Origin of the sequence: Roseivirga spongicola, assembly GCF_001592965.1 — a bacterium.
In the GTDB taxonomy this organism is placed as follows: Bacteria; Bacteroidota; Bacteroidia; order Cytophagales; family Cyclobacteriaceae; genus Roseivirga; species Roseivirga spongicola.
Window position 1 is genome coordinate 1,360,025 of record NZ_LRPC01000001.1, and the last position, 20,012, is coordinate 1,380,036.

Here is a 20,012-nt window from a genome sequence, read left to right on the forward strand (position 1 = left end):
CTATGTTAAAGAAATGGCTATTGAATTTCGCTTCTTAGAACTTCCAAGGGTGGCTTGCTTACTATACCTCTGCTGTTGGCTAAACCTATAAGAATGGTGATGCTAGTAATAGAAATATAGACCAGAACAATTGGCAATAGATCAGGAACAAAGGTGGAGTTGAAGGTAAAGTAGGCTAAGCCCCAGCTTGCTAACAACGATAGTATAATCCCTGATAAGGATGCCAGACTACCTAAAAAGAAATACTCAAGGCTGTTTATGCTGAAGATTTGTCTCTTGCTCGCGCCCATGGTTCTCAATAATACACTCTCTTTTATACGCTGAAATTTGGAGAGGATGACTGAACTCACTAAAACCAAGAGTCCTGTAAGTATGCTAAATAGCGCCATGAATCTGATGACAAAGGAGATTTTGCTCAGAATGTTGTCTAAGGTATTTAGAATGAGCCCAACATCAATTACGGATACATTCGGGTAATTCTTCACTACTTCTCGCTGGAAGAGAGCGCCTTCTTCAACATCTTTTACACGTGTAATCAGTACATGAAATTGTGGAGCTTGTTCCAATACTCCACTCGGAAATAGCCCTAAGAAATTGGTTTGAACTCTCTCCCAATCTATTTCTCTGGTGCTGCCTAGTGTAGTGCTAATTGGCACCCCTTGAACGTTCCAGACAATGGTGTCGCCAATTTCGATCTTATTTCTTTTGGCATATTCATCTTCTAAACTCACTTGAGGCAGTTCATCTATGTTATTGGGTTTTGTAATTTCTCCACGTACTATCTTTTCAGATTCAATTAAGCTATCACGATAGGTCACTCGCCATTCTCTTCTGTAAGGGCTGCTGCGCCTTCTGTTGTCTTCTGTGGTATCACTTACAACGTCCTCCAAAGTCAGCCCGTTAATAGATTCAATCCTCATGGTGACTACAGGGACTTGCTGAAGTACTGGTAGATCATAAGACTTAGTCAGTTCAGCCAACTCTTCTACCTGATGACTTTGAATGTCGAACACCATCAGATTAGGACGGTCATTATCCGTAGTTATTTCTACCTGACTAATTAATAGAGCCTGAATAAAGTAGAGCGTAGTGATCAGCGCTGTTCCCAAACCGATAGAGGCAATGAGCACCGAAGTTTGGTTGTTTGGTCGGTATAGGTTAGCTAGACTTTGGCGCCAAATGTAGCTCCAACTAGCCGGGAAAAATCTTTTCACCAGCCACATGCTGAATCGGGCCACTAATGCCAAAAAGCCGAATGAGAAAGCAATGAAAAGCGTAAATACAACACTGTCTCCTAAACTGCCAATTTGGATGAAAGCGAAGACGATTACAAACAACAGTATCCCTACGTAGATAAGCCATTTGAGCTTATCTTTCAAAGCATTATTGTCCGCTTCAATTCCTCTTAAGGTAATTAATGGCGAAGCTTTTCGTACACTCACTAAAGGTGCTAGCGCGAAAAGAATTGAAACAAAAATTCCAGTGAGCAAACCGCCTAATATAGATGGCCACGAAAGCGCAATGTTTACTTCGACAGGAAGAAATTCGCCAAATACTTTAGGCAGAATGGTCTGAATGAAGGTTCCCGCAAGTGCACCTAAAAACGATCCAATAAAACCTGCAGCACCAATTTGAATCAGGTAAATGAGGAAGGTATCTTTTCCAGAAGCACCTAAACACCTAAGTATGGCAACCGAGCGAATTTTGTCTTTGATATAGATGTGAACCGCACTGGCCACACCAACACAACCCAAAAGGAGCGCAACAAAGGCTACTAGGTTAAGGAAATCAGCTAGATCATCGAAGGTCTCTCCAGTTTCTTCCTTTCTCTCTTCTATGGTTTCGCTACTAATGTCTTGAATGCGGAGGGTGTCACTGTCTTCACGGATTTGAGCTTCAATATCAAAGCCTTCTGGTGGGTCGGTAAATTTGTAAAATCTTCTGTAGTATACCCTGCTGCCTTTTTGAATCAGTTCGGTATCGTCTAAATATTTTAAAGGAATGTAGACGGCAGGAGCTACTAAGGTAGCGCCCAGTGATTGTGATGGAGAAGAAATTAATGAACCCTCAATTTTGAAATTGACCAAGCCAATGCGGATGGAATCTCCAACTTCCACATCAAATTGAATCATCACGCTTTGGTCTACCAGAGCCTTTCTCTCACCATCTCTGAAGGTAGCCTCAGCATTGGCAGGCTCTGTTTCTATTTTTCCGTAGTAAGGGAAGTCACCTTCCAAAGCTCTTACATCAACCAATCGGCTTTCCTGATTCTTCGGGAAGAAAACCATGGAGGCAAAGCTGTTTTCGTAAGAAACTTCGTGAGCCAATGTGTCTACTAAGCCATAATTGAAGGTAGAGTCATTGCTGCCTAATTCTAAATCGGCACCGAGCAGTTCTTTCGCCTGACTGTTAATATCATCCTTCAAATTATCGCTGAAGGAATTAATGGCCACCAAGGCTGCAATGCCAATGATGATAGACGAAATAAAGAGGAAGAGTCTCGATTTGCTTCTACGACTATCTCGCCAGGCCATTTTGAATAGCCATTTCCAATCTGTTTTCGACTGACTATCCATTAGACTTCTAGAGCTTGGTTTAAGCTGTTGCTAATGATTCTTCCTCCTTTAAGCTGAATCACTCGGTCGGTTTTCTTGGCCAGTTCATTATCATGGGTAACTAGCACAAGTGTAGTTCCCAATTCTCTGTTCAGGTCGAAGAGTAGGGACTCAATTTTCACCGAGGTTTCTTCATCTAGGTTACCAGTTGGCTCATCGGCAAATAGGATTTTTGGTCTGTTTGAAAAGGCTCTCGCAATTGAAATTCTTTGTTGCTCACCACCTGAAAGTTGAGTAGGGTAGTGGTCGTGTCTTTCGGCCAAACCTACTCTCGCTAGCAAATCCATAGCTCGGTCTTTAATGCCTTTTTCGCCTCTCAATTCCATAGGAACCATAATATTTTCAAGGGCTGTAAGTGTTGGAAGAAGTTGGAAATTTTGGAATACGAAGCCCACATGCAGGTTTCTAACTCTGGCTCTTTCATCTTCATTGAGCGAATCCAACTTGGTGCCATTCAAAATAACACTACCAGAAGAGGCTCTGTCTAAACCTGCACAAAGGCCAAGCAACGTAGTTTTTCCACTACCTGAAGAGCCAACAATACTCAGTTTGTCTCCAGGTTCTATGGAAAAACTAATATCAGAAAGTACCGTTAATGCTTTGGTTCCGCTTTGGTAGGTTTTAGAAAGTTGAGAAACCTCCAGAATATTAGGCATATAAATTGAATTGATGATTTATATTCAAAAGACGCAAGAACCAAAAATAAGTTCACTGGTTCTGAATGTATAAAGAAATTTACGCTCGAAATGTTTAGACTCGCTTTCATTGCCCTCTTTAGTTTGTTTAATCTCTTTCCGATGTCTCAAGATCAACCCAAAAGGATTGTCTTTTTTGGCGATAGCATAACCGCTGGTTATGGGATTCCGATTGAAAGTGCTTTTCCTGCCCTGATCCAAAAGAAAATCGAGGAGGCAGACCTAGATTATCAGGTCATCAATGCTGGGCTTAGTGGAGAAACTACTGCCGGAGGATTAAACAGAATCGACTGGATTTTAAGGTCGAAGCCAGATGTGTTTGTACTGGAGTTGGGAGGGAATGATGGTCTTAGAGGTTTGAGCATGGAGGAATCTGAGAAGAACCTAAAGGCCATGATAGAGAAAGTGAGAAAGGCGAACCCTAAGGCCGAGATTATTCTGGCGGGCATGCAAATTCCGCCAAACTTGGGGCAAGAGTACACTTCTAAATTCAAGTCGCTGTTTCCAGATGTGGCAAAAGAGATGAACACCAAACTGATTCCGTTTCTATTAGAAGGTGTTGGAGGAGACCCAAAACTGAACCTTTCAGACGGCATCCATCCGAACCAAAAAGGGCATGAAATAGTGGCCGAAACAGTTTGGGAATACCTTAAACCAATGCTCTAGCGAACTAAAAATTCTTTATACTTCTTGAGAATAAGCAAAGTGACTTGATACTCAGTTTTGCCGATAATCTGCCCATCGAGGAAGTTGCAGTACTCCATAAATTCATCGATCACACGATCATCTATTCGGGTCACCCGCTTTACTAGTTCTTTGTTGAAGTACTTTTCGCGTTCAGCTTGCCGTTGCTTTTTGAACTCTTTAGACTTTTTAAATTCGTTGATGATTTTTTCTTGCTGAATCTTCTTGTCAAAAGAGTTCAGAAAGCCAGAAATTGTGATTCCCATTTGACCTTCATGAGCAAAAGGAATTGTTTGCATTTGGTTCCAGTCTCTAATAATTCTTGGCCTGTAAATGCCTAACTCTAGTGTGTCTAGTTTGGGTCTTTTGAGGTAGAAGTTGTCTGAAAGTTGAATGATTTCAATGCTGTCTAATTCATAAACGGCTGGCTTCAACTCGAACACATTTTCCTTATCAAAGTCTAGTTTGTCACGGTCTATTAGTAGCTGAAGCGTTTCATAACCAATGGATGAAATCTGCAATGTATCTCCGTTTTCTACTTCGAACCTAAACTTACCTTCTCCTGAAGCTCCCATGCCTTGAGACTTATTGGATAGCAATACGCTAGCATAAGGTACAGCAAAGCCAGTCTTGGCGTCTACAATTTTTCCGCGCAAAAGTTCTTCTTGGCCAATGGCCGAAAAGCAGCAAGTAATGAGTAAGAAAAGGGTAAGTACTAAGCGCATTTTAGTTTAGACAACTAAAATTGAAAAGAAGTGTACCCGAAAGAAAATGATTAACCCTTTTTAACCGAGTGTTACTTCTGGTTAGAAAGCACTTTGTTAAAGAAAACAGAGAGCCAAATCACTCCAACTGTAAGTGCTAAAAAGTAGAAATAGTAGCTATTCACTTGAAAGTCTAAGCTAGGCGATGGGATGCTTATTTGTTGTTCTTTTATGGTCTCTACTAAGCCTAGATCAACTCCACCTCCAACGAAAATCAGAATAAGCGGAATGAGCATTAAGACACCAAAAGCGATTTTCAAGGCTAACGGTGTTTTGATAGAACGAGTTTGTTCAAAAGCTTGAGCCTTTTCCAGAATCATGCGGTTGAAGCTCATAGAAGGCTCTTCCAACCCTTCGTTCTGAAGTAGCTGTTTTAATTCTTTATCTGATAGCTCAAATTTGCTCATAACAACGATCGCACTTCCGTTTCCAACAATTTCTCAAGTTCAATCAAAAGCCTTTTTCTAGCTCTGTGCAATCTAACTTTTACGTTAGATAATTCCCAATTAGTAATCTCGCAGATCTCTGCTAAGGAGTTTTCGTTGAGGTAGAACAAGGTAATAACCACCTGATCTTCTTCTACGAGTTGCTCTAAAGCTTGTTTAATATAACTGCTCCTTTCGTCTCTTTGTAGGTTTCTCCACTCCATTCCCGATTCAGAAAAGGCCGATGAAGATTCCACAGAATGACTATCAATATCTTGTATATCGAGCTGTTTTTTACGCAGTCTGGTCAATGCAGTATTGTACACTATGGTATAAAGCCAGGTTGAGAACTTAGATTTTCCTTCAAACTGACCAATGTTTTTGTAAGCCTTAACAAAGGCATCTTGCGCTACTTCTTCCGCATCTTCCCTGTTTTTCATCAGCTTGAGCGCCAGTGTAAAAGCCATGGCTTTGTACTCATCAATTAGGGCATTGAATGCAACCATATCGCCTTGTTTTACTTTAGCGATAATCAATTCCATTGCATACCGTTCATTGTGGCCTTTCATTTTTCTGGTTTGACTACAGGCTAATATTTTAGGTTACAGTTCAAGTTACATTTTTTAATAGTTACCGGGCTGAAGAATTTTTTTGGCTAATTTTTAAAATGGGTGTAACCTGATTCTACTGTTCGACATCAAAGCTTGTAGAACTTAAAATTGAAAAATCATGGACGGAGGTTTAGTTACTGCTTTATTCTTTGTGTTCTCAATAGGAGGAACAGTTGGTCTTGTTTACTACTATTATCACACTAGACATAAAGAAAGAATGATGCTTATTGAAAAAGGGGCAGATGCCAAGCTCTTTCAAACGGAGCCCAAAAAGAAGAATTACTTTTTTACCGTAGTACTGGGTATCGTATTCATATCTATTGGCACAGGCATAATTCTCGGGTTTGCCCTATCTAGTCTAGTTCATGAATGGGGATGGTCTAGGCATTCAGGAGATCCATTGCCTTATTTTGTAAGTATTTTCCTTACGATTGGCGCAGGTTTTATTGCTTCATTCTTCGCTAGCAAGAAGTTGAATAACTAGGGCAGCTTAAGGGTCAAAAAAAATCCCTGATCTTCAGATCAGGGATTTTTTTCTTTATGGGCTAAAAATTCTTAGCCTTCCTCTGCCACTACTTCCTTTACATCATTAGGAAGCATCTGTTTCAGCAGGTTTTCAATTCCATTTTTTAGAGTTACTGTAGACGCTGGGCAGCCACTACATGAACCTTGGAGACTAACGGTTACAATGCCTTCATTGAAAGAGGAGAAACCTATGGCTCCACCATCTTGCTCAACAGCTGGCCTGATGTATTCGTCCAAAATTCCTTTAATCTTCTTCACTACTTCAGAATCGTTTTCGTCAAATAGTGGATCTTTATCTAGTTCTTCAAGAAGTAAAGGCTTCTCATTTTCTAAATAAGGTTTGATTACCGACTTAACCTCATCCTGAATTTCTTGCCATTCTACCTCTTCCTTCTTTGTTACGGTAATGAAGTTGCTCATGTAAAAAACACGATCAACATAAGGTAGTTTAAATAATTCCTGAGCTAGGGGAGACTGATCGGCTGCTTCTACATTAGGGTAATCAAAACTAACACCGTCTTGTAGTAGCATAAAATTAACCACAAACTTCATTGAGTTTGGGTTCGGATTGGCCTCCATGTAAATATTAACAGGTCTCATAACTATTCTCTTTTGCGCTGTATTAACCGCAAAGGTACAAGATTAGTTCTTAGGCATCTTGTAATTCTCCTTCTGTTTTAGCCACAATGGTAGAAACAGATGCATCGCCTGTTACATTTACCACTGTTCTAAGCATATCTAATGGCCTATCTACAGGGAAAAGAATAGCAACCCAAGCAGGGTTAAGCCCCACAGACTGAAGTACAAGAATCATCATAATTAAGCCTGCACTTGGTACAGCAGCCGAACCTATAGACGCCAAAGTGGCGGTAAGCACAATAGTTAATTGTTGAATTGCAGTGAGTTCTACCATGTGCATTTGTGCTAAGAATACAACCGCTACTGCTTGATAAAGGCTGGTGCCGTCCATATTTACGGTAGCTCCAACAGGTAAAACAAAGCTGGCTACTTTTTTAGAAACACCCATGTTTTCTTCAACGCACTCCATAGTTACAGGAAGCGTTGCAGCACTAGAGCTGGTTGAAAACGCCATTAACTGAGCAGGACCCATTTTCTTAAAGAAGGCTCTGTAATTAATGTTAGTGAATAGCTTGATAATTACTGGGTAGAACACAAATATTAAGAAGAGTAAACCCAGAACAAGTGTGCCTGAATAACTGGCAAGTCCTTTGAAAACCTCAATTACCTCAGCAGGTGTGTCTGCCATTTTTGCTATGATACCGGCTAAAAGGGCAAATACAAAGAAAGGAGCTGCTTTCATTACCAAATCCACCATTTTGAGGAATACCTCATTGGTGCCATTTACAAAGTCGGCAAGGCCTTTAACTTTTTCATCAGGTATCATGGCCATAGTAATGCCGAAGAATATAGCGAAGAATATGACCTGAAGCATGAGCTGCTGATTGGATAAGGAAAGAACAATGTTCTCTGGAACCATATCAACTATAAATTGAAGCGGACCAGCACCCTTATTCTTTTCGGCAACCTGCATTTTGGCATCAAGGTCAGCTTTGGTGGCCTCATCAAGTTCTAATTCACCAGCATCTATAGTATTATATTTTGGGTCGTTCAGAAGGTTTTTACCATCTAGAATCTCAACACCATCAGTAGCTTGTACCCATCTTTCGTATTGTAGTCTGTTTTTTATGCGCTGCTCTTCATCAATAAATTTACCTGGCTGAAGTACATTTACTAAGAGTAAGCCAAGCCCCACAGCGGTAACCGTAGTTACCATATAGAAGCCAAGCGTTTTACCTCCCATTCTGCCTAATTGCGACATGTCTTTAAGGCTAGAAACTCCACCAATAATGGAAAATAGTACTAGAGGAACCGCTATGTATTTTAGCATTCGGATAAAGATTTGTCCGAAAGGGTCTATCCAGTCTATTGTAAATTGATTCCAGCCTAAATAACTAGAGACAAATGCCCAGATCACACCGGCTACTAGGCCTAACATGATTTTAATGTGCAAAGGAAGCTTCTTCATGAATAGGAAAGAGGGTTATTAAAGTCGATTTGACCTGCTAATTAGCAAATAATCGGCAATAACCAAAGCTGACATAGCTTCTACGATGGGCACTGCTCGAGGAACCACACAAGGATCGTGACGACCTTTTCCGGAGACTGTCACCTTTTCGCCAGCTTCATTAATGCTTTCCTGATCTTGCATAATGGTAGCCACAGGTTTGAAAGCTACATTAAAATAAATGTCTTCTCCATTGCTAATGCCACCCTGAATACCACCAGAAAGGTTGGTTTTGGTCTTAATCTGCTCTTCTTCCTTATAAAAAGCATCGTTATGGTCAGAGCCATTTAACTTAACTCCTTCAAAACCACTTCCATATTCAAAGCCCTTAACTGCATTAATACTGAGCATGGCTTTGCCTAACTCTGCATGAAGTTTATCGAAAACTGGTTCGCCAAGGCCTGCTGGAGTGCCTTTAATTACTCCGGTAATTATTCCACCAATGGTGTCTCTGTTCTTTCTGGTTTCATCAATCAGGGCAATCATCTGCTCTGCCAAACTAGAGTCGGGGCATCTAACAATATTGTTTTCGGCCTCAGAGAGGTCTAATTCTGTATACGACTTCTCTAATTTTAATGACCCAACTTGAGAAACATAAGCATCACAAGAGATACCATAGTGTTTTAACAATAGTTTGGCAATGGCTCCTGCTGCTACACGAGCAACTGTTTCTCTGGCTGAAGAACGCCCTCCGCCTCTATAATCTCTAATGCCATATTTGGCCTGAAAAGTATAGTCAGCGTGAGATGGCCTGAACTTATCGGCTATGTGAGAGTAGTCTTTACTGCGCTGGTCTCCATTTCTGATGATAATGCTAATAGGTGTGCCTGTAGATTTGCCTTCAAAAACACCTGAAACAATTTCAAACTCATCTGCTTCTTTCCGTTGAGTAGTGATTTTGGACTGGCCTGGCTTTCTCCTGTCCAGTTCAGATTGAATAAAAGACTCATCTATTGCTAGGCCGGCTGGGCAACCATCTATGACTACGCCTAAAGCTACTCCGTGTGATTCACCGTAAGTATGAATCTTGAAAATATTACCGAAAGAACTCCCCATTATTTTCTTATAAACATAAACGCTGCGGCTCCTAAAAGAGCAGCAATTAACAGATTGGCAATTATCTGGGTAGCATTGCTTTTATCCAGACTTTGTAATTCGTTCGATGCAATATCTATGTTGTCATAGAAAGAGCCTAAATCTGTTGAAGAAATTGATACATTCTCTTTGCTTTCCCCTGTAACCCTCAGCTTCACCTCAGACTTTAATGTGTCGTAGTTTTCCGTTTCAGGATTAAAGAATATCCAGCTGAAATAATCTTTTAGGTCATACTCTCCTGGCTCGTTCGGAATACCGAAGTAGCTATATCTTTTAGAGCCTGTAACCCTGCCTGCGCCCCTGTTAATGTCTTGTGCAACGTTAGGAGGGTAAATATCCATCTCTTTTGTGTCTGGTATGCTTGGGTCAGGAATACCAGAAATATTTCCTTCGCCATAAATATTAAACTCATAAGAAAAGCTCTCTCCAGTTTCTACTGAGTTGGTGCTAATTTTTTCATCAAGCTCAAACTGACCAACAGCTACTTTGTCTTTCAGTGGGTGTGGAGGCAGGGCTTTAACCTTTACAGTTTTTTCTCGAGTGTTGAAGGTTTTGAAGTCTTCTTGCCTGTCTCTACCAAAGAATGAGGGCGATTTAGCCACTCTGTATTTAATCATTTCAAAGGGAACCGAAGGAAACACGACAGGCTCTAGGTTGAGAGGGTAATAAGTGGCCTGGTAAATTTTGTAGCGAGTGTAGTTTTTGCCATTAAGTTCAACCCTTTCACCATAAATATTCTCAATGCTGAAGTTTTCTTCCCAGCAGTTTTCAGGTCTAAGATCTTTTAGAATAGTGGAAAGCTGCTTGCCTGCCTCATGGAACTGTAGAGGCGCTCTATTGGCATCTGCCACATAGAAAGCAAAGGTTGTTGTAAAGCCTTCGCCCACATAAACTTCATCTTTGTCGGTAGTTAGGGCCAGAAAGGCGTCTTCCTTAACATCCATAAACTCAGACTCTGTGTTATTCCTGTTTCTGCCGAACAAGTCATCGAACGGATCGTACCTACGCCTGTTGTTCTGTCTTCTTTCTACAGGAGGCGTAACCTTAATAGTTTTGCCTTGAGAGCTCACCTCTGTGCCATTCACTTCAAGCGAAAAAGGCTCTAGTGTATAGGTGCCTTCTTCCAGCGGCATGTAGCGCTGAGTAATGCTTTGCGAAGATGATATTTCACCATTTACAATATTTGTTTTGCTCGAAGAAGAAGTACCTCGCTTTGCAAATCCATCGATATTAGGAAAATCAGTATAGTTCTTAATTGCTGCATTATTTACGGTAACAGTAATGGTAAAGAACTCATTCATACCTACTTCGTTAGGCCCAAGTTGCACCGAAATTTCCTGAGCAAATGCTGCTTTGGAAAGGCAGAAGATTGAGGCAAGAACAGATAAAAAAACGCCAAAATTTCTCATAATTTTTTCTTATATTCGTTTCCCTTTCAGGAAATAGGTCTTCAAAGATAAACTCATTTTTGAAAGCATATAACCTGAATTATTTATCCTACGTATGGGTAGGTACGACCTAAACAAAAAGTAGATTCATAACCCTAAAACGTTCTTAACATGCTGGAGTATTTCAAGACTATTCTCGCCAAGGTAAGCTTTGATGGCCGCCTTTTCGAAAAAGAGTTGAGAAAAGCGATTAAGTCACTCATTAAAGATGAGTTACAAGAGCTGAAAAACTGGTGTAATGCCAAGTTTGGGCATGTATACGGCCCAATAATCGAAAAACAGTTCGTATTAGCACAATAATTTTTAAAAAAGACCCAGCCCATCCTAACCGATGGGCTTAAATGTTTTTGAGGAATTCTAGGTTGCGTTCTAGGCCTTTAAGCTTGGTTCTTTTTACTGCCGATTTACGAAATGCTTTGCCAAAAACCTCTTCTGTTAAATCTTGCCAATTATTGTTAAGGAGCTCTAAAAGTTCTTTGGGCGGTAAAAAAGCCTCTTCTTGATGCGGTTTTGAGAACCGATTCCAAGGGCAAACATCTTGGCAAATGTCGCAACCAAAAGCCCAGTTTTCCATCTTTCCTTTAAACTCCTCAGGTATTCCTTCTTTTAATTCTATGGTGAGGTAAGAAATGCACTTACTAGCATCTACCTCATAAGGTGTTATGGCATCAGTTGGGCAAGCATCTACGCAACGTGTGCATGTTCCACAATAATCTTTTATAGGGCCATCGGCCTCTAATTCTAAATCAATAATAAGCTCGGCCAAAAAGAAGAAGCTGCCCTGATTTTTGGTTATAAGTAGTGTGTTTTTGCCCGTCCACCCCAATCCGGATTTCTCGGCCCATTGTCTTTCCATTACGGGTGCAGAGTCCACAAAAGCTCTCCCCTCAATCTCACCTATTTCTTTCTGTAAGTCTAAAAGCAGCGTTTTGAGTTTGTCTTTTATTACAAAGTGGTAGTCTTTGCCGTAGGCATATTTGGCTATTTTGCTCTGATTTGGGTACGTTTTGGCTAGGTCGGTTTCAGGATAGTAATTGTACAGAAGTGAAATCACAGATTTTGCTCCTGGTACTAGTTTGGTAGGGTCTAGGCGTTTGTCGAAGTGGTTTTCCATATAGCTCATTTTTCCATGAGCACCTTTTTTTAGCCAGCTTTCTAGGCGAGGAGCTTCATCTTCTAGGAATTCTGCTTTGGAAATACCACAAAAATCGAAGCCATGGTTTTTGGCCATTTGCTTTAGCAACTGGGTGTTTTTAGAAACCGATGGATTCATGGGGCTAAACTAGCGCCTTTTTCCGTTTTCTAATATTAATGTCGTCTCCCACTTTTAGCCAGCCATCAGTTTCTGGTATAAAGTTCTCACCGAAAAGTATCTTGTTTCCAGTTTTTCTATAGCTAGCTAGAGTTTTAAGCGGTTCAGCTCCTTTTTCTGCTGTTTGCTGGTTTATGGTTGTCATTACGCAGCGGGCGCATGGTTTTACACCGAATAACTTTAGCGCACCAATCTCAATTTGAGCTAAAGCATCTTCTTCATGTGCTTCAAGACCTTGCAGTACTAGATTTGGCCGAAAACGATTCATAGGAACTTCCTTTTCTAGCTTACTATTCAACAAGTCTAGAGACTCTTGGCTAATAGCCAAAATTGGATATCCGTCTGCAAAACTGACTACATCATCCTTAGCTGGAGCGTATCGCTGATCTGCAATGCGCTGGCTATCGTCATGCATGTAAACCAGTTGAACGGTTTTGCCAAGAAACTCCGAAAACCATTGGTTCACTTTCATATCCAAAGGTTTTGCTTCGCACTCATCGTCCCAAATGGTTACTTTCATGGGAGAGGAACTGGGTTCAGACATCTCAAAACCCAAGGTGCTTAAGGTGCCGCTTCTGTCTTCAATAAAAATTAGATTGTCCTTAATGGAAGGTTGAAGGAGTGCGAGTTTCGAGTTTTCTCTTTGGCTTACAAATCGACCATTCTCGTCAACAAGCATCCACCTTCTGTCATACTGAAGGCCTCTTCTTTCAACTTTCGACTGAACAAGTTCAATACCCCCTAATGACTTAATGGGGTAAATGTGTAAGCTTTTTATTGTAACCATGCGCTAAGATAATATTAAATCATCGGCCCACTCACCAAGGTCTGCTTCGGTGTCTATGTCGTTGAGTGTAACTATCTTTTCATAACTCATGCCGAGTCTCTCAAAATCCTTCTCAGTTTCTGAACAAACAGATTCGGTACTCCATTCTTTGTTATGAAAAGCTTCTGTACATGGTTGGGAAAGCCCGAGCAAGTAATAACCACCATCTTCAGATGGTCCAATAACAGCATCTGTTTTATCTAGAGTATGGAAGGCTGTCATGATAATTTCTGTGGTCAGATCGTAGCAATCGCTACCAATGATGCAGACTTGCTGATAGCCTTCTTCAAAAGCACGGTTAAAAGCATCTTCCATTTTTTCACCCAGATGACCTTCTACCTGAACATTCTTCTCGAAGCCCTTATTGGGCCATAAGTCTTCCCTATCTACAAACTGATCGTAATAAACTACTTTGTCAAAAGGCAGCGGTTCCGTGGCATCTCTCGTCTTTTCTAATAAACGCTTGTATATCGCTAAAGCAGACTCTTCTCCAACAGTTGCAGCCAATCGTGTTTTGGCTCTTCCTAGCTTCGGATTTTTTACGAATATGAAGAGTAACTTCTTTTTCATTTAGTAAACAGCAGTGCCCTTTTTCAACAAGGGGGCAAAGCTTTTGTTATAGGTGTGAATGTTCTTAGTAGTATTGCCTGCAGAGTCTATTACGGGCAGCTCATTGTTGGCCCATCCTAGAATGCCTTCTTGCATATCATAGACCTCAAATCCCATATCGCTCAGTTGCTTGGCTATCCTATTACTTCTTACACCAATAGTGCAGTAAATTAAAATAGGTTCATTTTTATTGAGCTTATCAACCAAGCTTTCTTCATAAAGCATTGAGCCTTTCAGGTGGCTAACAGCAAACTCATCTTGAGCTCTAGCATCAATTAACACATAGCTTTTTTTCTGAAGCATTTGCTGTGCTTCTTGGGTGTCGATGCGTTTTACATCTGAATCCCAAAAGCTATAAACTCCATTACGGAAGACATATACTCCAAAGGCTATAAACAGAAGGGTGAGACCAGTAGCTATCAAAAACACTCTTTTTTTAGACACATACGCAAAGTAGCCAAAGTGCGGATTAGAACATAATAGACAAGAGTGGTGAAATTTCGATAGCTGGTGAATAAATCACTATTTTCGAGCAACAGCAATATGAAAAGAAGGAAGCTCAGCACAGAAGAATTGGTAGAAGGTATCCGCTCAGGAAATAGAGTGATTTTGAGTCGTGCTATTACGCTGATTGAAAGTAATAGAGAAGAGGATCAGAGGCAGGCCGAAGACTTACTTCAGGCCATTTTGCCAGATACAGGTAAGTCATTCCGTCTAGGAATTACAGGTGTGCCAGGCGTTGGAAAGAGTACCTTTATAGAGTCTTTCGGAACGCTTTTGACGGAAAAGGGAAAGAAATTGGCTGTGCTTACCATAGACCCTAGTTCTCAGCGAACCAAGGGAAGTATTTTGGGTGATAAGACGCGAATGGAAGAGCTGGCGCGAAATCCAAATGCCTTTATTCGGCCTTCTGCATCTGGTTCTACTTTAGGAGGTGTAAGCGGAAAAACTAGAGAAGTGATGCTGCTTTGCGAAGCTGCGGGTTTCGACTTTATTATTATTGAAACGGTGGGAGTAGGGCAATCGGAAACCCACGTGCATGGCATGGTAGATTTCTTCTTGCTGCTGATGTTGGCAGGTGCAGGAGATGAGCTTCAGGGCATAAAAAAGGGCATTATGGAAATGGCCGATTCTGTAGTTATCAATAAAGCCGATGGAGATAATCTGAAGCAAGCGAAACGGGCTAAAGCTGAATATCAGAACGCACTGCATCTTTTTCCTGCAAATCCTAGCGGTTGGATCCCTCAAGTGAAAACTTGTTCGGCATTAGATAAATCTGGTTTGGAAGAAGTTTTTGAAATGCTCACGAAGTTTCAGACTCAAGTGGTAGGGAATGGCTTTTTCGATAAAAATAGAGCTAATCAGCAAGTGAGCTGGTTCAAAGAAAACTTGAATGAGTTGTTGAAAATATCTTTCTTCAAAAAGCCTGAAGTTCAGCAGCGCTATCAAGAAAAGCTTCAAGAAGTTCAGTCTGGCAAAACCCCAGCTTTGAACGCTGCACATGATGTGTTAAATGTTTTTTGACTTGCTCTTGGCTTTTCAGCCTTAGTTTCCGTCTGACTTTCGGTACTGACGGAAACCCATCAGTATCGAAAGTCAGGTGGGAAGGTCATATGTTCGCCTAAATTTTAAGCTTGACATTGGTCTGGATATCCTGACTAAGGGACAAAAATAAACCCCAACCAATTCGGCCGGGGTTTAATCGATATTTAAGGTTTGGGTCTTGCCCCAAAACCTTTATTCTCCTTTTCTAACACTAGAAGCTCCAGATGTGTCTGCATTTACTGAAGCTCCACCTCTATACCTGATGCTTGAAGCGCCACTGGCGTGTACATCTAGTTTTCCGGTTACATATACGTTAGCAGATCCTGCACCACTTACTCTAATGTCTGCATTAACAGACTCTAAATCGTAAGCTCGGTATGTAGTAGCACCAGATGTTTTTACTACCTGCTCCTTAGCAACACCCTCTAAGCTGATTACGCACGCACCAGAAGATTCGAGATAAAGCTCTTCAACTTCCATTTCTAAGTTTATTACCGTAGCGCCAGATATTTCTAGATCTAATTTTTTTCCCTTAAGGGCATCTCTGGTATTTAGGACCACAGCGCCACTAGCATTTATTCTGTCTAAAGATTTAACAGTCAAGTAGGCCTTTGGGCTGTCTCTCATTCTTTTGGTATCGCGAGAGTCTCTAATTCTGATCACCAAAGTGCCACCTCTTACTTCAGTAATAATGTCATCCATATATCTGTCTTCAGCCTCTATTTCTAAAGATTCAGTGCTTCCAACACTAATTTCTACCTTAAAGGCACTGCTTACAGAAAGTGCGCTGAAGTTGCTTACATCACGTTTCTCTCTACTTTGGCTGAAAGCAAGCTGACCGAAAGTCAATAGACCTGCAATCATTAATATGCCCATCAAACGTCTTTCCATTAATTTTTTCATCATTTTAAACTTAAATTCTGAACTAAAGATAGGAGTTGCTCCCGAAGGTTGCATCGTAGCCGATAAATTCTTCAAGAGTTAACGCAATTGGAATCATTTTAAAGAACAGGTCATTGAAGTGACAATGAAACAAAACCTGTTTCGATTTATTTAGTGTAATAACCTCTGTATGCAACACGTAGTGATAATCGGAAATGGAATTGCAGGCATAACCACTGCCAGGCACCTCAGAAAACTGAGTGACGATCGGATAACCGTGATTTCTGCCGAAACCGACCATTTCTTCTCCAGAACAGCCCTAATGTACATTTACATGGGGCACATGAAATATGAGCATACCAAGCCTTATGAAGACTGGTTTTGGGAGAAAAACAGAATCGAACTGAAAAGAGCCTATGTTTCTGCGGTTGATACCGCTAAAAATGAGCTACAATTTCAGGATGGTTCATCTTTGAACTACGATAAGCTAGTGATTGCAACAGGTTCTAAGCCCAATAAGTTTGGCTGGCCTGGTCAAGACTCTAAAGGTGTTCAGGGGCTATATAGCTATCAGGATTTGGAGCTGATGGAAGCCAATACCAAAGACATCAAACGAGCGGTGATAGTTGGTGGTGGACTTATAGGCATTGAAATGGCTGAAATGCTGCTGTCGCGAAATATCCCGGTTACGTTTTTGGTTCGTGAAAGAAGTTTCTGGAGTAATGTGTTGCCTAAGGAAGAATCAGAAATGATTAACCGGCATGCATTGGAGCACCATGTAGATTTAAGGTTAAGCACAGAGCTAGATGAAATTGTAGCCGATGAACAAGGGAGAGTTAAGGCGGTGAAAACTAAAAGTGGTGAGACTATAGTCTGTCAGTTTGTAGGCTTAACCGCTGGCGTTTCTCCAAATGTAGGTTTTATCAAGAATTCAGAAATAGAGCTGAACCGAGGAGTTTTGGTCGATGAATTTCTTCGAACCAATATAGAAAATGTATATGCCGCTGGAGATTGTGCTGAGTTCCGTGAACCGAATGGTGAACGAAAACCAATAGAGCAGGTCTGGTATACAGGACGAATGATGGGAGAAGTTTTAGGCCGAACATTGGCTGGTAAACAAACTGCATATAAACCTGGAAACTGGTTCAATTCTGCTAAGTTCTTTGATATTGAATACCAAACATATGGTTGGGTTTGGCCTGAAAAGAAAGACGATGAATCTGATTTTTATTGGGAACATGAGTCGGGTAAAATATGCCTAAGGCTTCGCTGGAAGTCAGACTCAGGCAAGCTTACTGGGGTGAATAACTTTGGCTTCCGACTCAGACACCATGCCTTAGATAAGTGGTTCAAAGAAGAGAGGTCTGTTGAGTATGTGCTAGAACACCTGCGTGATGCCAACTTCAACCCAGAGTTTTATAAACAGCACGAGCAAGAAATTATCCATCAGTTTAATTCCGAAAACGGAACGCAGCTAAAGCTGAAGAAAAAGAGCTGGCAACGAATTTTAGATTTTGTCTCATAAAGCAAATAATATGTCTCAAGCAGACCCAAGTTTATCAATATCCAATCCACATCCTGATAAAACAGATGCCATTCAGAAGGCAGGATTAGCTTTAGCAGGGCTAGGATTACTTACCTTTTTTCTAGCATGGGGCAATGTGCCTATTCCAAAAGCGCTTGGTTTAGCCGTGGCGCTAGGCGGAATTATTATAGGAACTACTATTTACTCTTGGAGGCTCTATAAGAACGAGCCGGAAGGTATCAAGAACAATGGGGTGATGTTTAAAAGCTTGACCAGCAGAGGAGTAATTGGCTGGACAGTAGGTGTAATTCTTACCGCTTTCTATGTGCTTTTATATTGGTTTCCTGAATATTTGGGATATAAAGAGAGTGGCGCTAATGAAGGGTTTGTTGCTCTATTCGATCCGCTGAGTCAATTTTTCAAAGGCAAACCTGCTTCTCAATGGTTTATGTATGGAACCCTGTACACATTAGCTATTCTGTCTCTGGGAATAAAATTTTTACTTAAATACAGAGGCAATAGTTATCAGATCAAGAGAACCTTAGTGGTTATTGCCGCACAACTATTTTTGGCTTACCTAATTCCAGAAATATTGGCCGGGCTTAATTACAATGATGCTACTAATGCCCAAGGTGAATACCTTGGCTATTACGATACAGACATCAAAAACACTTGGCCCTTAGACTATGACTACTTTTATGACTGGCACTTAGATGCCATGCAAGAAGAGGCCTATCAACCTGTAGGTATTTTATATCTGATTATAGGCATTGCTATGTTTTTGGTCTTCACGCCAATTCTTACCTATTATTTGGGTAAGCGTTGGTACTGTTCTTGGGTTTGCGGTTGTGGAGGCTTGGCCGAAACTGCGGGTGATCCTTTCCGGCATTTGTCCTCTAAAAAGCTCAGTGCCTGGAAATTGGAAAGGTGGTTAATTCACAGTGTTATGATTTTTGTTTTTGTGATGACAGCCGCTACTATTTATGGCTATTTCTGGAATACAGGTGAAGTCTTTGGATTAAACATTTATAACAATTTTCAGAAGCCTTACGGATTTCTCATTGGTGCTACTTTTTCGGGAGTAATTGGTGTTGGCTTCTACCCAATGTTAGGTTCTAGAGTATGGTGTAGGTTTGGTTGCCCAATGGCTGGCTACATGGGTATTATTCAGCGGTTCAAGTCGAAATTTCGAATTACTACCAATGGAGGGCAATGCATCTCTTGCGGAAACTGTTCAACCTATTGCGAGCAAGGTATTGATGTACGCTGGTATGCTCAGAGAGGTCAGAATATAGTTCGTGCTTCTTGTGTGGGTTGTGGCATCTGCTCAGCCGTATGTCCAAGAGGCGTATTGAAGCTGGAAAATGGCCCTGATGAGAACAGAACTGAAGCTCCAGCTATTATAGTGGGCAATGAAAGCATTGAAGTAGCGAAATAAGAGAGTCTTCCTATTCTAACTACTCTAGGTGAAAATTAAGGAAAAGAGCTGTATTCGTTGATATGCCATCAATAAATACAGCTCTTGTTGATGACTAACCTTTAGGTTAGACCTTAATAAGGGGTAATCAGCTCGTGCTTATAGTTGAACTCAAATTTTCCAACGTTCGGAATATCGAAGGTTATAGTATAGAAAGAGGCTTCTTCAGTCCGCTCAAAGAACATTCGGCCTTCAATGTATTCATTAGAGCCTACAGTGGTTCTTCTTATCGGGGCTTCCTCCCAATATAGCCTTGTGTTTTTGATGCTCTCCAAATAAGCTTCTTGCCTGTCCATATCAGCTAGCCTATTTTGTCTGTCCCACTCTCGTTGATTGTAGTTAGCATCGGCTTGCTGTCGAGAAATATTGGGGTCACTTTCTTCAATAACAGTAGCAACCAAGTCTGAGGTAGTCGCCACTGCGTTTGAAATAGACTGATTTGCTAGCCTGGCTCTTTCGCGAGACTCACTTTTATCGAACTCTAAAAGCTTAGATTCTGGATCGAGAGGGTAGAGCGTTGAAATAACCGATTTCTCTGAATTCAGTGCAATAATTCTTGCCTGCATTGGGGAGAACTCTACTTCGTTACCATCTAGGTTTTCGAAAAGCGCATCAAAAAGGAGTAAATCTCCATCGCTTTTGTAGAAACTTAAGGTCATGCTATAATCGCCTTGCGTTTGAGTTACGTATTTACGACCAGCCACCCATTTCCCTTGAGGTTCTTCAGAACTTAACCGGCTAATAGGCAATGGGGAGACACAAGAGCTTAGAAGAGTAAAGAATAGTGAGGCGTAGAAAAGTTGTTTTTTCATGTTTTTGACGTTTGCTCATCGAAGGCAAAGTCAATGCCAGATTAAGTGTTCTCTTTGGCTTAAGTAAAAAAATAAT

General features: G+C 41.0%; 21 protein-coding genes. 6 read left to right on the forward strand and 15 right to left on the reverse strand.

Features of this window, described 5'->3' with window-relative positions:
* Nucleotides 1-17 precede the first annotated feature (17 nt).
* The gene (locus AWW68_RS05920) at nt 18-2,576 is read right to left on the reverse strand and encodes an ABC transporter permease (protein ID WP_068217766.1); all 2,559 of its coding nucleotides are present in this window, start codon (nt 2,574-2,576) and stop codon (nt 18-20) included.
* Nucleotides 2,576-3,271 carry an ABC transporter ATP-binding protein gene (locus tag AWW68_RS05925; RefSeq protein ID WP_068217769.1) on the reverse strand — a complete coding sequence of 232 codons (696 nt, stop codon included), beginning with the start codon at nt 3,269-3,271 and terminating at the stop codon, nt 2,576-2,578. Before AWW68_RS05925 ends, AWW68_RS05920 begins: the two co-directional genes overlap by 1 nt.
* 141 nt (nt 3,272-3,412) lie before the next feature.
* Between AWW68_RS05925 and AWW68_RS05930 the strand changes: the two genes are divergently transcribed.
* Entirely contained in the window at nt 3,413-3,976 is a 564-nt protein-coding gene (locus AWW68_RS05930) for an arylesterase (protein WP_245660213.1), read from the forward strand.
* Here AWW68_RS05930 and AWW68_RS05935 read toward each other — a convergent pair.
* From AWW68_RS05935 to AWW68_RS05945, 3 genes are all read right to left on the reverse strand, one after another.
* Complete coding sequence (locus AWW68_RS05935) at nt 3,973-4,719, reverse strand: carboxypeptidase-like regulatory domain-containing protein (RefSeq protein WP_068217777.1); 747 nt, start codon at nt 4,717-4,719, stop codon at nt 3,973-3,975. The genes AWW68_RS05930 and AWW68_RS05935 overlap by 4 nt on opposite strands.
* 71 nt (nt 4,720-4,790) lie before the next feature.
* Complete coding sequence (locus AWW68_RS05940) at nt 4,791-5,165, reverse strand: hypothetical protein (protein WP_068217780.1); 375 nt, start codon at nt 5,163-5,165, stop codon at nt 4,791-4,793.
* Nucleotides 5,162-5,752, reverse strand: a complete 591-nt coding sequence (locus AWW68_RS05945; RefSeq protein WP_068217783.1) for an RNA polymerase sigma factor — start codon at nt 5,750-5,752, stop codon at nt 5,162-5,164. Before AWW68_RS05945 ends, AWW68_RS05940 begins: the two co-directional genes overlap by 4 nt.
* Nucleotides 5,753-5,912: 160 nt before the next feature.
* On the opposite strand from AWW68_RS05945, the gene AWW68_RS05950 reads away from it, so the two are divergent.
* Nucleotides 5,913-6,278 carry a DUF6249 domain-containing protein gene (locus AWW68_RS05950; protein WP_068217787.1) on the forward strand — a complete coding sequence of 122 codons (366 nt, stop codon included), beginning with the start codon at nt 5,913-5,915 and terminating at the stop codon, nt 6,276-6,278.
* A gap of 71 nt (nt 6,279-6,349) precedes the next feature.
* Here AWW68_RS05950 and AWW68_RS05955 read toward each other — a convergent pair whose 3' ends face one another.
* Genes AWW68_RS05955 through AWW68_RS05970 form a run of 4 tightly spaced genes read right to left on the reverse strand, consistent with a single transcriptional unit; the run spans nt 6,350 to nt 10,909 of the window.
* Nucleotides 6,350-6,919 carry a NifU family protein gene (locus tag AWW68_RS05955; protein WP_068217790.1) on the reverse strand — a complete coding sequence of 190 codons (570 nt, stop codon included), beginning with the start codon at nt 6,917-6,919 and terminating at the stop codon, nt 6,350-6,352.
* Between the two features lie 49 nt (nt 6,920-6,968).
* Nucleotides 6,969-8,366, reverse strand: coding sequence for a dicarboxylate/amino acid:cation symporter (locus tag AWW68_RS05960; RefSeq protein ID WP_068217793.1), 1,398 nt, complete (start codon nt 8,364-8,366; stop codon nt 6,969-6,971).
* An 18-nt stretch (nt 8,367-8,384) separates the two neighbouring features.
* Entirely contained in the window at nt 8,385-9,461 is a 1,077-nt protein-coding gene (gene aroC, locus AWW68_RS05965) for a chorismate synthase (protein WP_068217796.1), read from the reverse strand.
* A complete protein-coding gene (locus AWW68_RS05970; protein ID WP_068217799.1) occupies nt 9,461-10,909 on the reverse strand; it encodes a BatD family protein in 1,449 nt (482 codons plus the stop codon). The genes aroC and AWW68_RS05970 overlap by 1 nt, the downstream gene beginning before the upstream one ends.
* Before the next feature lie 150 nt (nt 10,910-11,059).
* On the opposite strand from AWW68_RS05970, the gene AWW68_RS05975 reads away from it, so the two are divergent.
* Nucleotides 11,060-11,248: a hypothetical protein gene (locus tag AWW68_RS05975; protein ID WP_068217802.1), complete on the forward strand. Its 189-nt coding sequence runs from the start codon at nt 11,060-11,062 to the stop codon at nt 11,246-11,248.
* 37 nt (nt 11,249-11,285) lie between these two features.
* Here AWW68_RS05975 and queG read toward each other — a convergent pair whose 3' ends face one another.
* From queG to AWW68_RS05995, 4 genes are read right to left on the reverse strand one after another with little or no spacing between them, the layout of a single operon-like run.
* The gene (queG, locus tag AWW68_RS05980; RefSeq protein ID WP_068217804.1) at nt 11,286-12,221 is read right to left on the reverse strand and encodes a tRNA epoxyqueuosine(34) reductase QueG; all 936 of its coding nucleotides are present in this window, start codon (nt 12,219-12,221) and stop codon (nt 11,286-11,288) included.
* A gap of 4 nt (nt 12,222-12,225) precedes the next feature.
* Nucleotides 12,226-13,047, reverse strand: coding sequence for an MOSC domain-containing protein (locus tag AWW68_RS05985; protein WP_068217807.1), 822 nt, complete (start codon nt 13,045-13,047; stop codon nt 12,226-12,228).
* A 3-nt stretch (nt 13,048-13,050) separates the two neighbouring features.
* The gene (locus AWW68_RS05990) at nt 13,051-13,656 is read right to left on the reverse strand and encodes a TIGR04282 family arsenosugar biosynthesis glycosyltransferase (RefSeq protein ID WP_068217811.1); all 606 of its coding nucleotides are present in this window, start codon (nt 13,654-13,656) and stop codon (nt 13,051-13,053) included.
* The gene (locus AWW68_RS05995; RefSeq protein WP_068217815.1) at nt 13,657-14,139 is read right to left on the reverse strand and encodes a rhodanese-like domain-containing protein; all 483 of its coding nucleotides are present in this window, start codon (nt 14,137-14,139) and stop codon (nt 13,657-13,659) included.
* Between the two features lie 99 nt (nt 14,140-14,238).
* On the opposite strand from AWW68_RS05995, the gene meaB reads away from it, so the two are divergent.
* Nucleotides 14,239-15,219 carry a methylmalonyl Co-A mutase-associated GTPase MeaB gene (meaB, locus tag AWW68_RS06000; protein ID WP_068217818.1) on the forward strand — a complete coding sequence of 327 codons (981 nt, stop codon included), beginning with the start codon at nt 14,239-14,241 and terminating at the stop codon, nt 15,217-15,219.
* A gap of 213 nt (nt 15,220-15,432) precedes the next feature.
* Here the strand turns inward: meaB and AWW68_RS06005 are convergent, their stop codons facing one another.
* Entirely contained in the window at nt 15,433-16,146 is a 714-nt protein-coding gene (locus tag AWW68_RS06005) for a head GIN domain-containing protein (RefSeq protein WP_157717543.1), read from the reverse strand.
* Nucleotides 16,147-16,312: 166 nt separating this feature from the next.
* On the opposite strand from AWW68_RS06005, the gene AWW68_RS06010 reads away from it, so the two are divergent.
* Together AWW68_RS06010 and AWW68_RS06015 are read left to right on the forward strand one after the other, a co-directional pair.
* On the forward strand, nt 16,313-17,647 hold the full coding sequence (locus AWW68_RS06010) for an NAD(P)/FAD-dependent oxidoreductase (protein ID WP_068217832.1): 1,335 nt from the start codon (nt 16,313-16,315) through the stop codon (nt 17,645-17,647).
* A gap of 10 nt (nt 17,648-17,657) precedes the next feature.
* Nucleotides 17,658-19,085 carry a 4Fe-4S binding protein gene (locus tag AWW68_RS06015; protein ID WP_068217835.1) on the forward strand — a complete coding sequence of 476 codons (1,428 nt, stop codon included), beginning with the start codon at nt 17,658-17,660 and terminating at the stop codon, nt 19,083-19,085.
* Nucleotides 19,086-19,198: 113 nt separating this feature from the next.
* Here the strand turns inward: AWW68_RS06015 and AWW68_RS06020 are convergent, their stop codons facing one another.
* Entirely contained in the window at nt 19,199-19,936 is a 738-nt protein-coding gene (locus AWW68_RS06020) for a hypothetical protein (protein ID WP_068217838.1), read from the reverse strand.
* Nucleotides 19,937-20,012 lie beyond the last annotated feature (76 nt).

Bases quoted from the DNA above. Each gene is read 5' to 3' on its own strand.
- AWW68_RS05970 (WP_068217799.1), bottom strand. From the start codon at position 10,909: ATGAGAAATTTTGGCGTTTTTTTATCTGTTCTTGCCTCAATCTTCTGC.
- AWW68_RS05985 (WP_068217807.1), bottom strand. From the start codon at position 13,047: ATGGTTACAATAAAAAGCTTACACATTTACCCCATTAAGTCATTAGGG.
- AWW68_RS05975 (WP_068217802.1), top strand. From the start codon at position 11,060: ATGCTGGAGTATTTCAAGACTATTCTCGCCAAGGTAAGCTTTGATGGC.
- AWW68_RS06010 (WP_068217832.1), top strand. From the start codon at position 16,313: ATGCAACACGTAGTGATAATCGGAAATGGAATTGCAGGCATAACCACT.
- AWW68_RS05955 (WP_068217790.1), bottom strand. From the start codon at position 6,919: ATGAGACCTGTTAATATTTACATGGAGGCCAATCCGAACCCAAACTCA.
- AWW68_RS05920 (WP_068217766.1), bottom strand. From the start codon at position 2,576: ATGGATAGTCAGTCGAAAACAGATTGGAAATGGCTATTCAAAATGGCC.
- AWW68_RS06005 (WP_157717543.1), bottom strand. From the start codon at position 16,146: ATGATGAAAAAATTAATGGAAAGACGTTTGATGGGCATATTAATGATT.
- AWW68_RS06020 (WP_068217838.1), bottom strand. From the start codon at position 19,936: ATGAAAAAACAACTTTTCTACGCCTCACTATTCTTTACTCTTCTAAGC.
- AWW68_RS05945 (WP_068217783.1), bottom strand. From the start codon at position 5,752: ATGAAAGGCCACAATGAACGGTATGCAATGGAATTGATTATCGCTAAA.
- queG (WP_068217804.1), bottom strand. From the start codon at position 12,221: ATGAATCCATCGGTTTCTAAAAACACCCAGTTGCTAAAGCAAATGGCC.
- AWW68_RS06015 (WP_068217835.1), top strand. From the start codon at position 17,658: ATGTCTCAAGCAGACCCAAGTTTATCAATATCCAATCCACATCCTGAT.
- meaB (WP_068217818.1), top strand. From the start codon at position 14,239: ATGAAAAGAAGGAAGCTCAGCACAGAAGAATTGGTAGAAGGTATCCGC.
- AWW68_RS05940 (WP_068217780.1), bottom strand. From the start codon at position 5,165: ATGAGCAAATTTGAGCTATCAGATAAAGAATTAAAACAGCTACTTCAG.
- AWW68_RS05960 (WP_068217793.1), bottom strand. From the start codon at position 8,366: ATGAAGAAGCTTCCTTTGCACATTAAAATCATGTTAGGCCTAGTAGCC.
- AWW68_RS05925 (WP_068217769.1), bottom strand. From the start codon at position 3,271: ATGCCTAATATTCTGGAGGTTTCTCAACTTTCTAAAACCTACCAAAGC.
- AWW68_RS05935 (WP_068217777.1), bottom strand. From the start codon at position 4,719: ATGCGCTTAGTACTTACCCTTTTCTTACTCATTACTTGCTGCTTTTCG.
- aroC (WP_068217796.1), bottom strand. From the start codon at position 9,461: ATGGGGAGTTCTTTCGGTAATATTTTCAAGATTCATACTTACGGTGAA.
- AWW68_RS05990 (WP_068217811.1), bottom strand. From the start codon at position 13,656: ATGAAAAAGAAGTTACTCTTCATATTCGTAAAAAATCCGAAGCTAGGA.
- AWW68_RS05930 (WP_245660213.1), top strand. From the start codon at position 3,413: ATGTCTCAAGATCAACCCAAAAGGATTGTCTTTTTTGGCGATAGCATA.
- AWW68_RS05950 (WP_068217787.1), top strand. From the start codon at position 5,913: ATGGACGGAGGTTTAGTTACTGCTTTATTCTTTGTGTTCTCAATAGGA.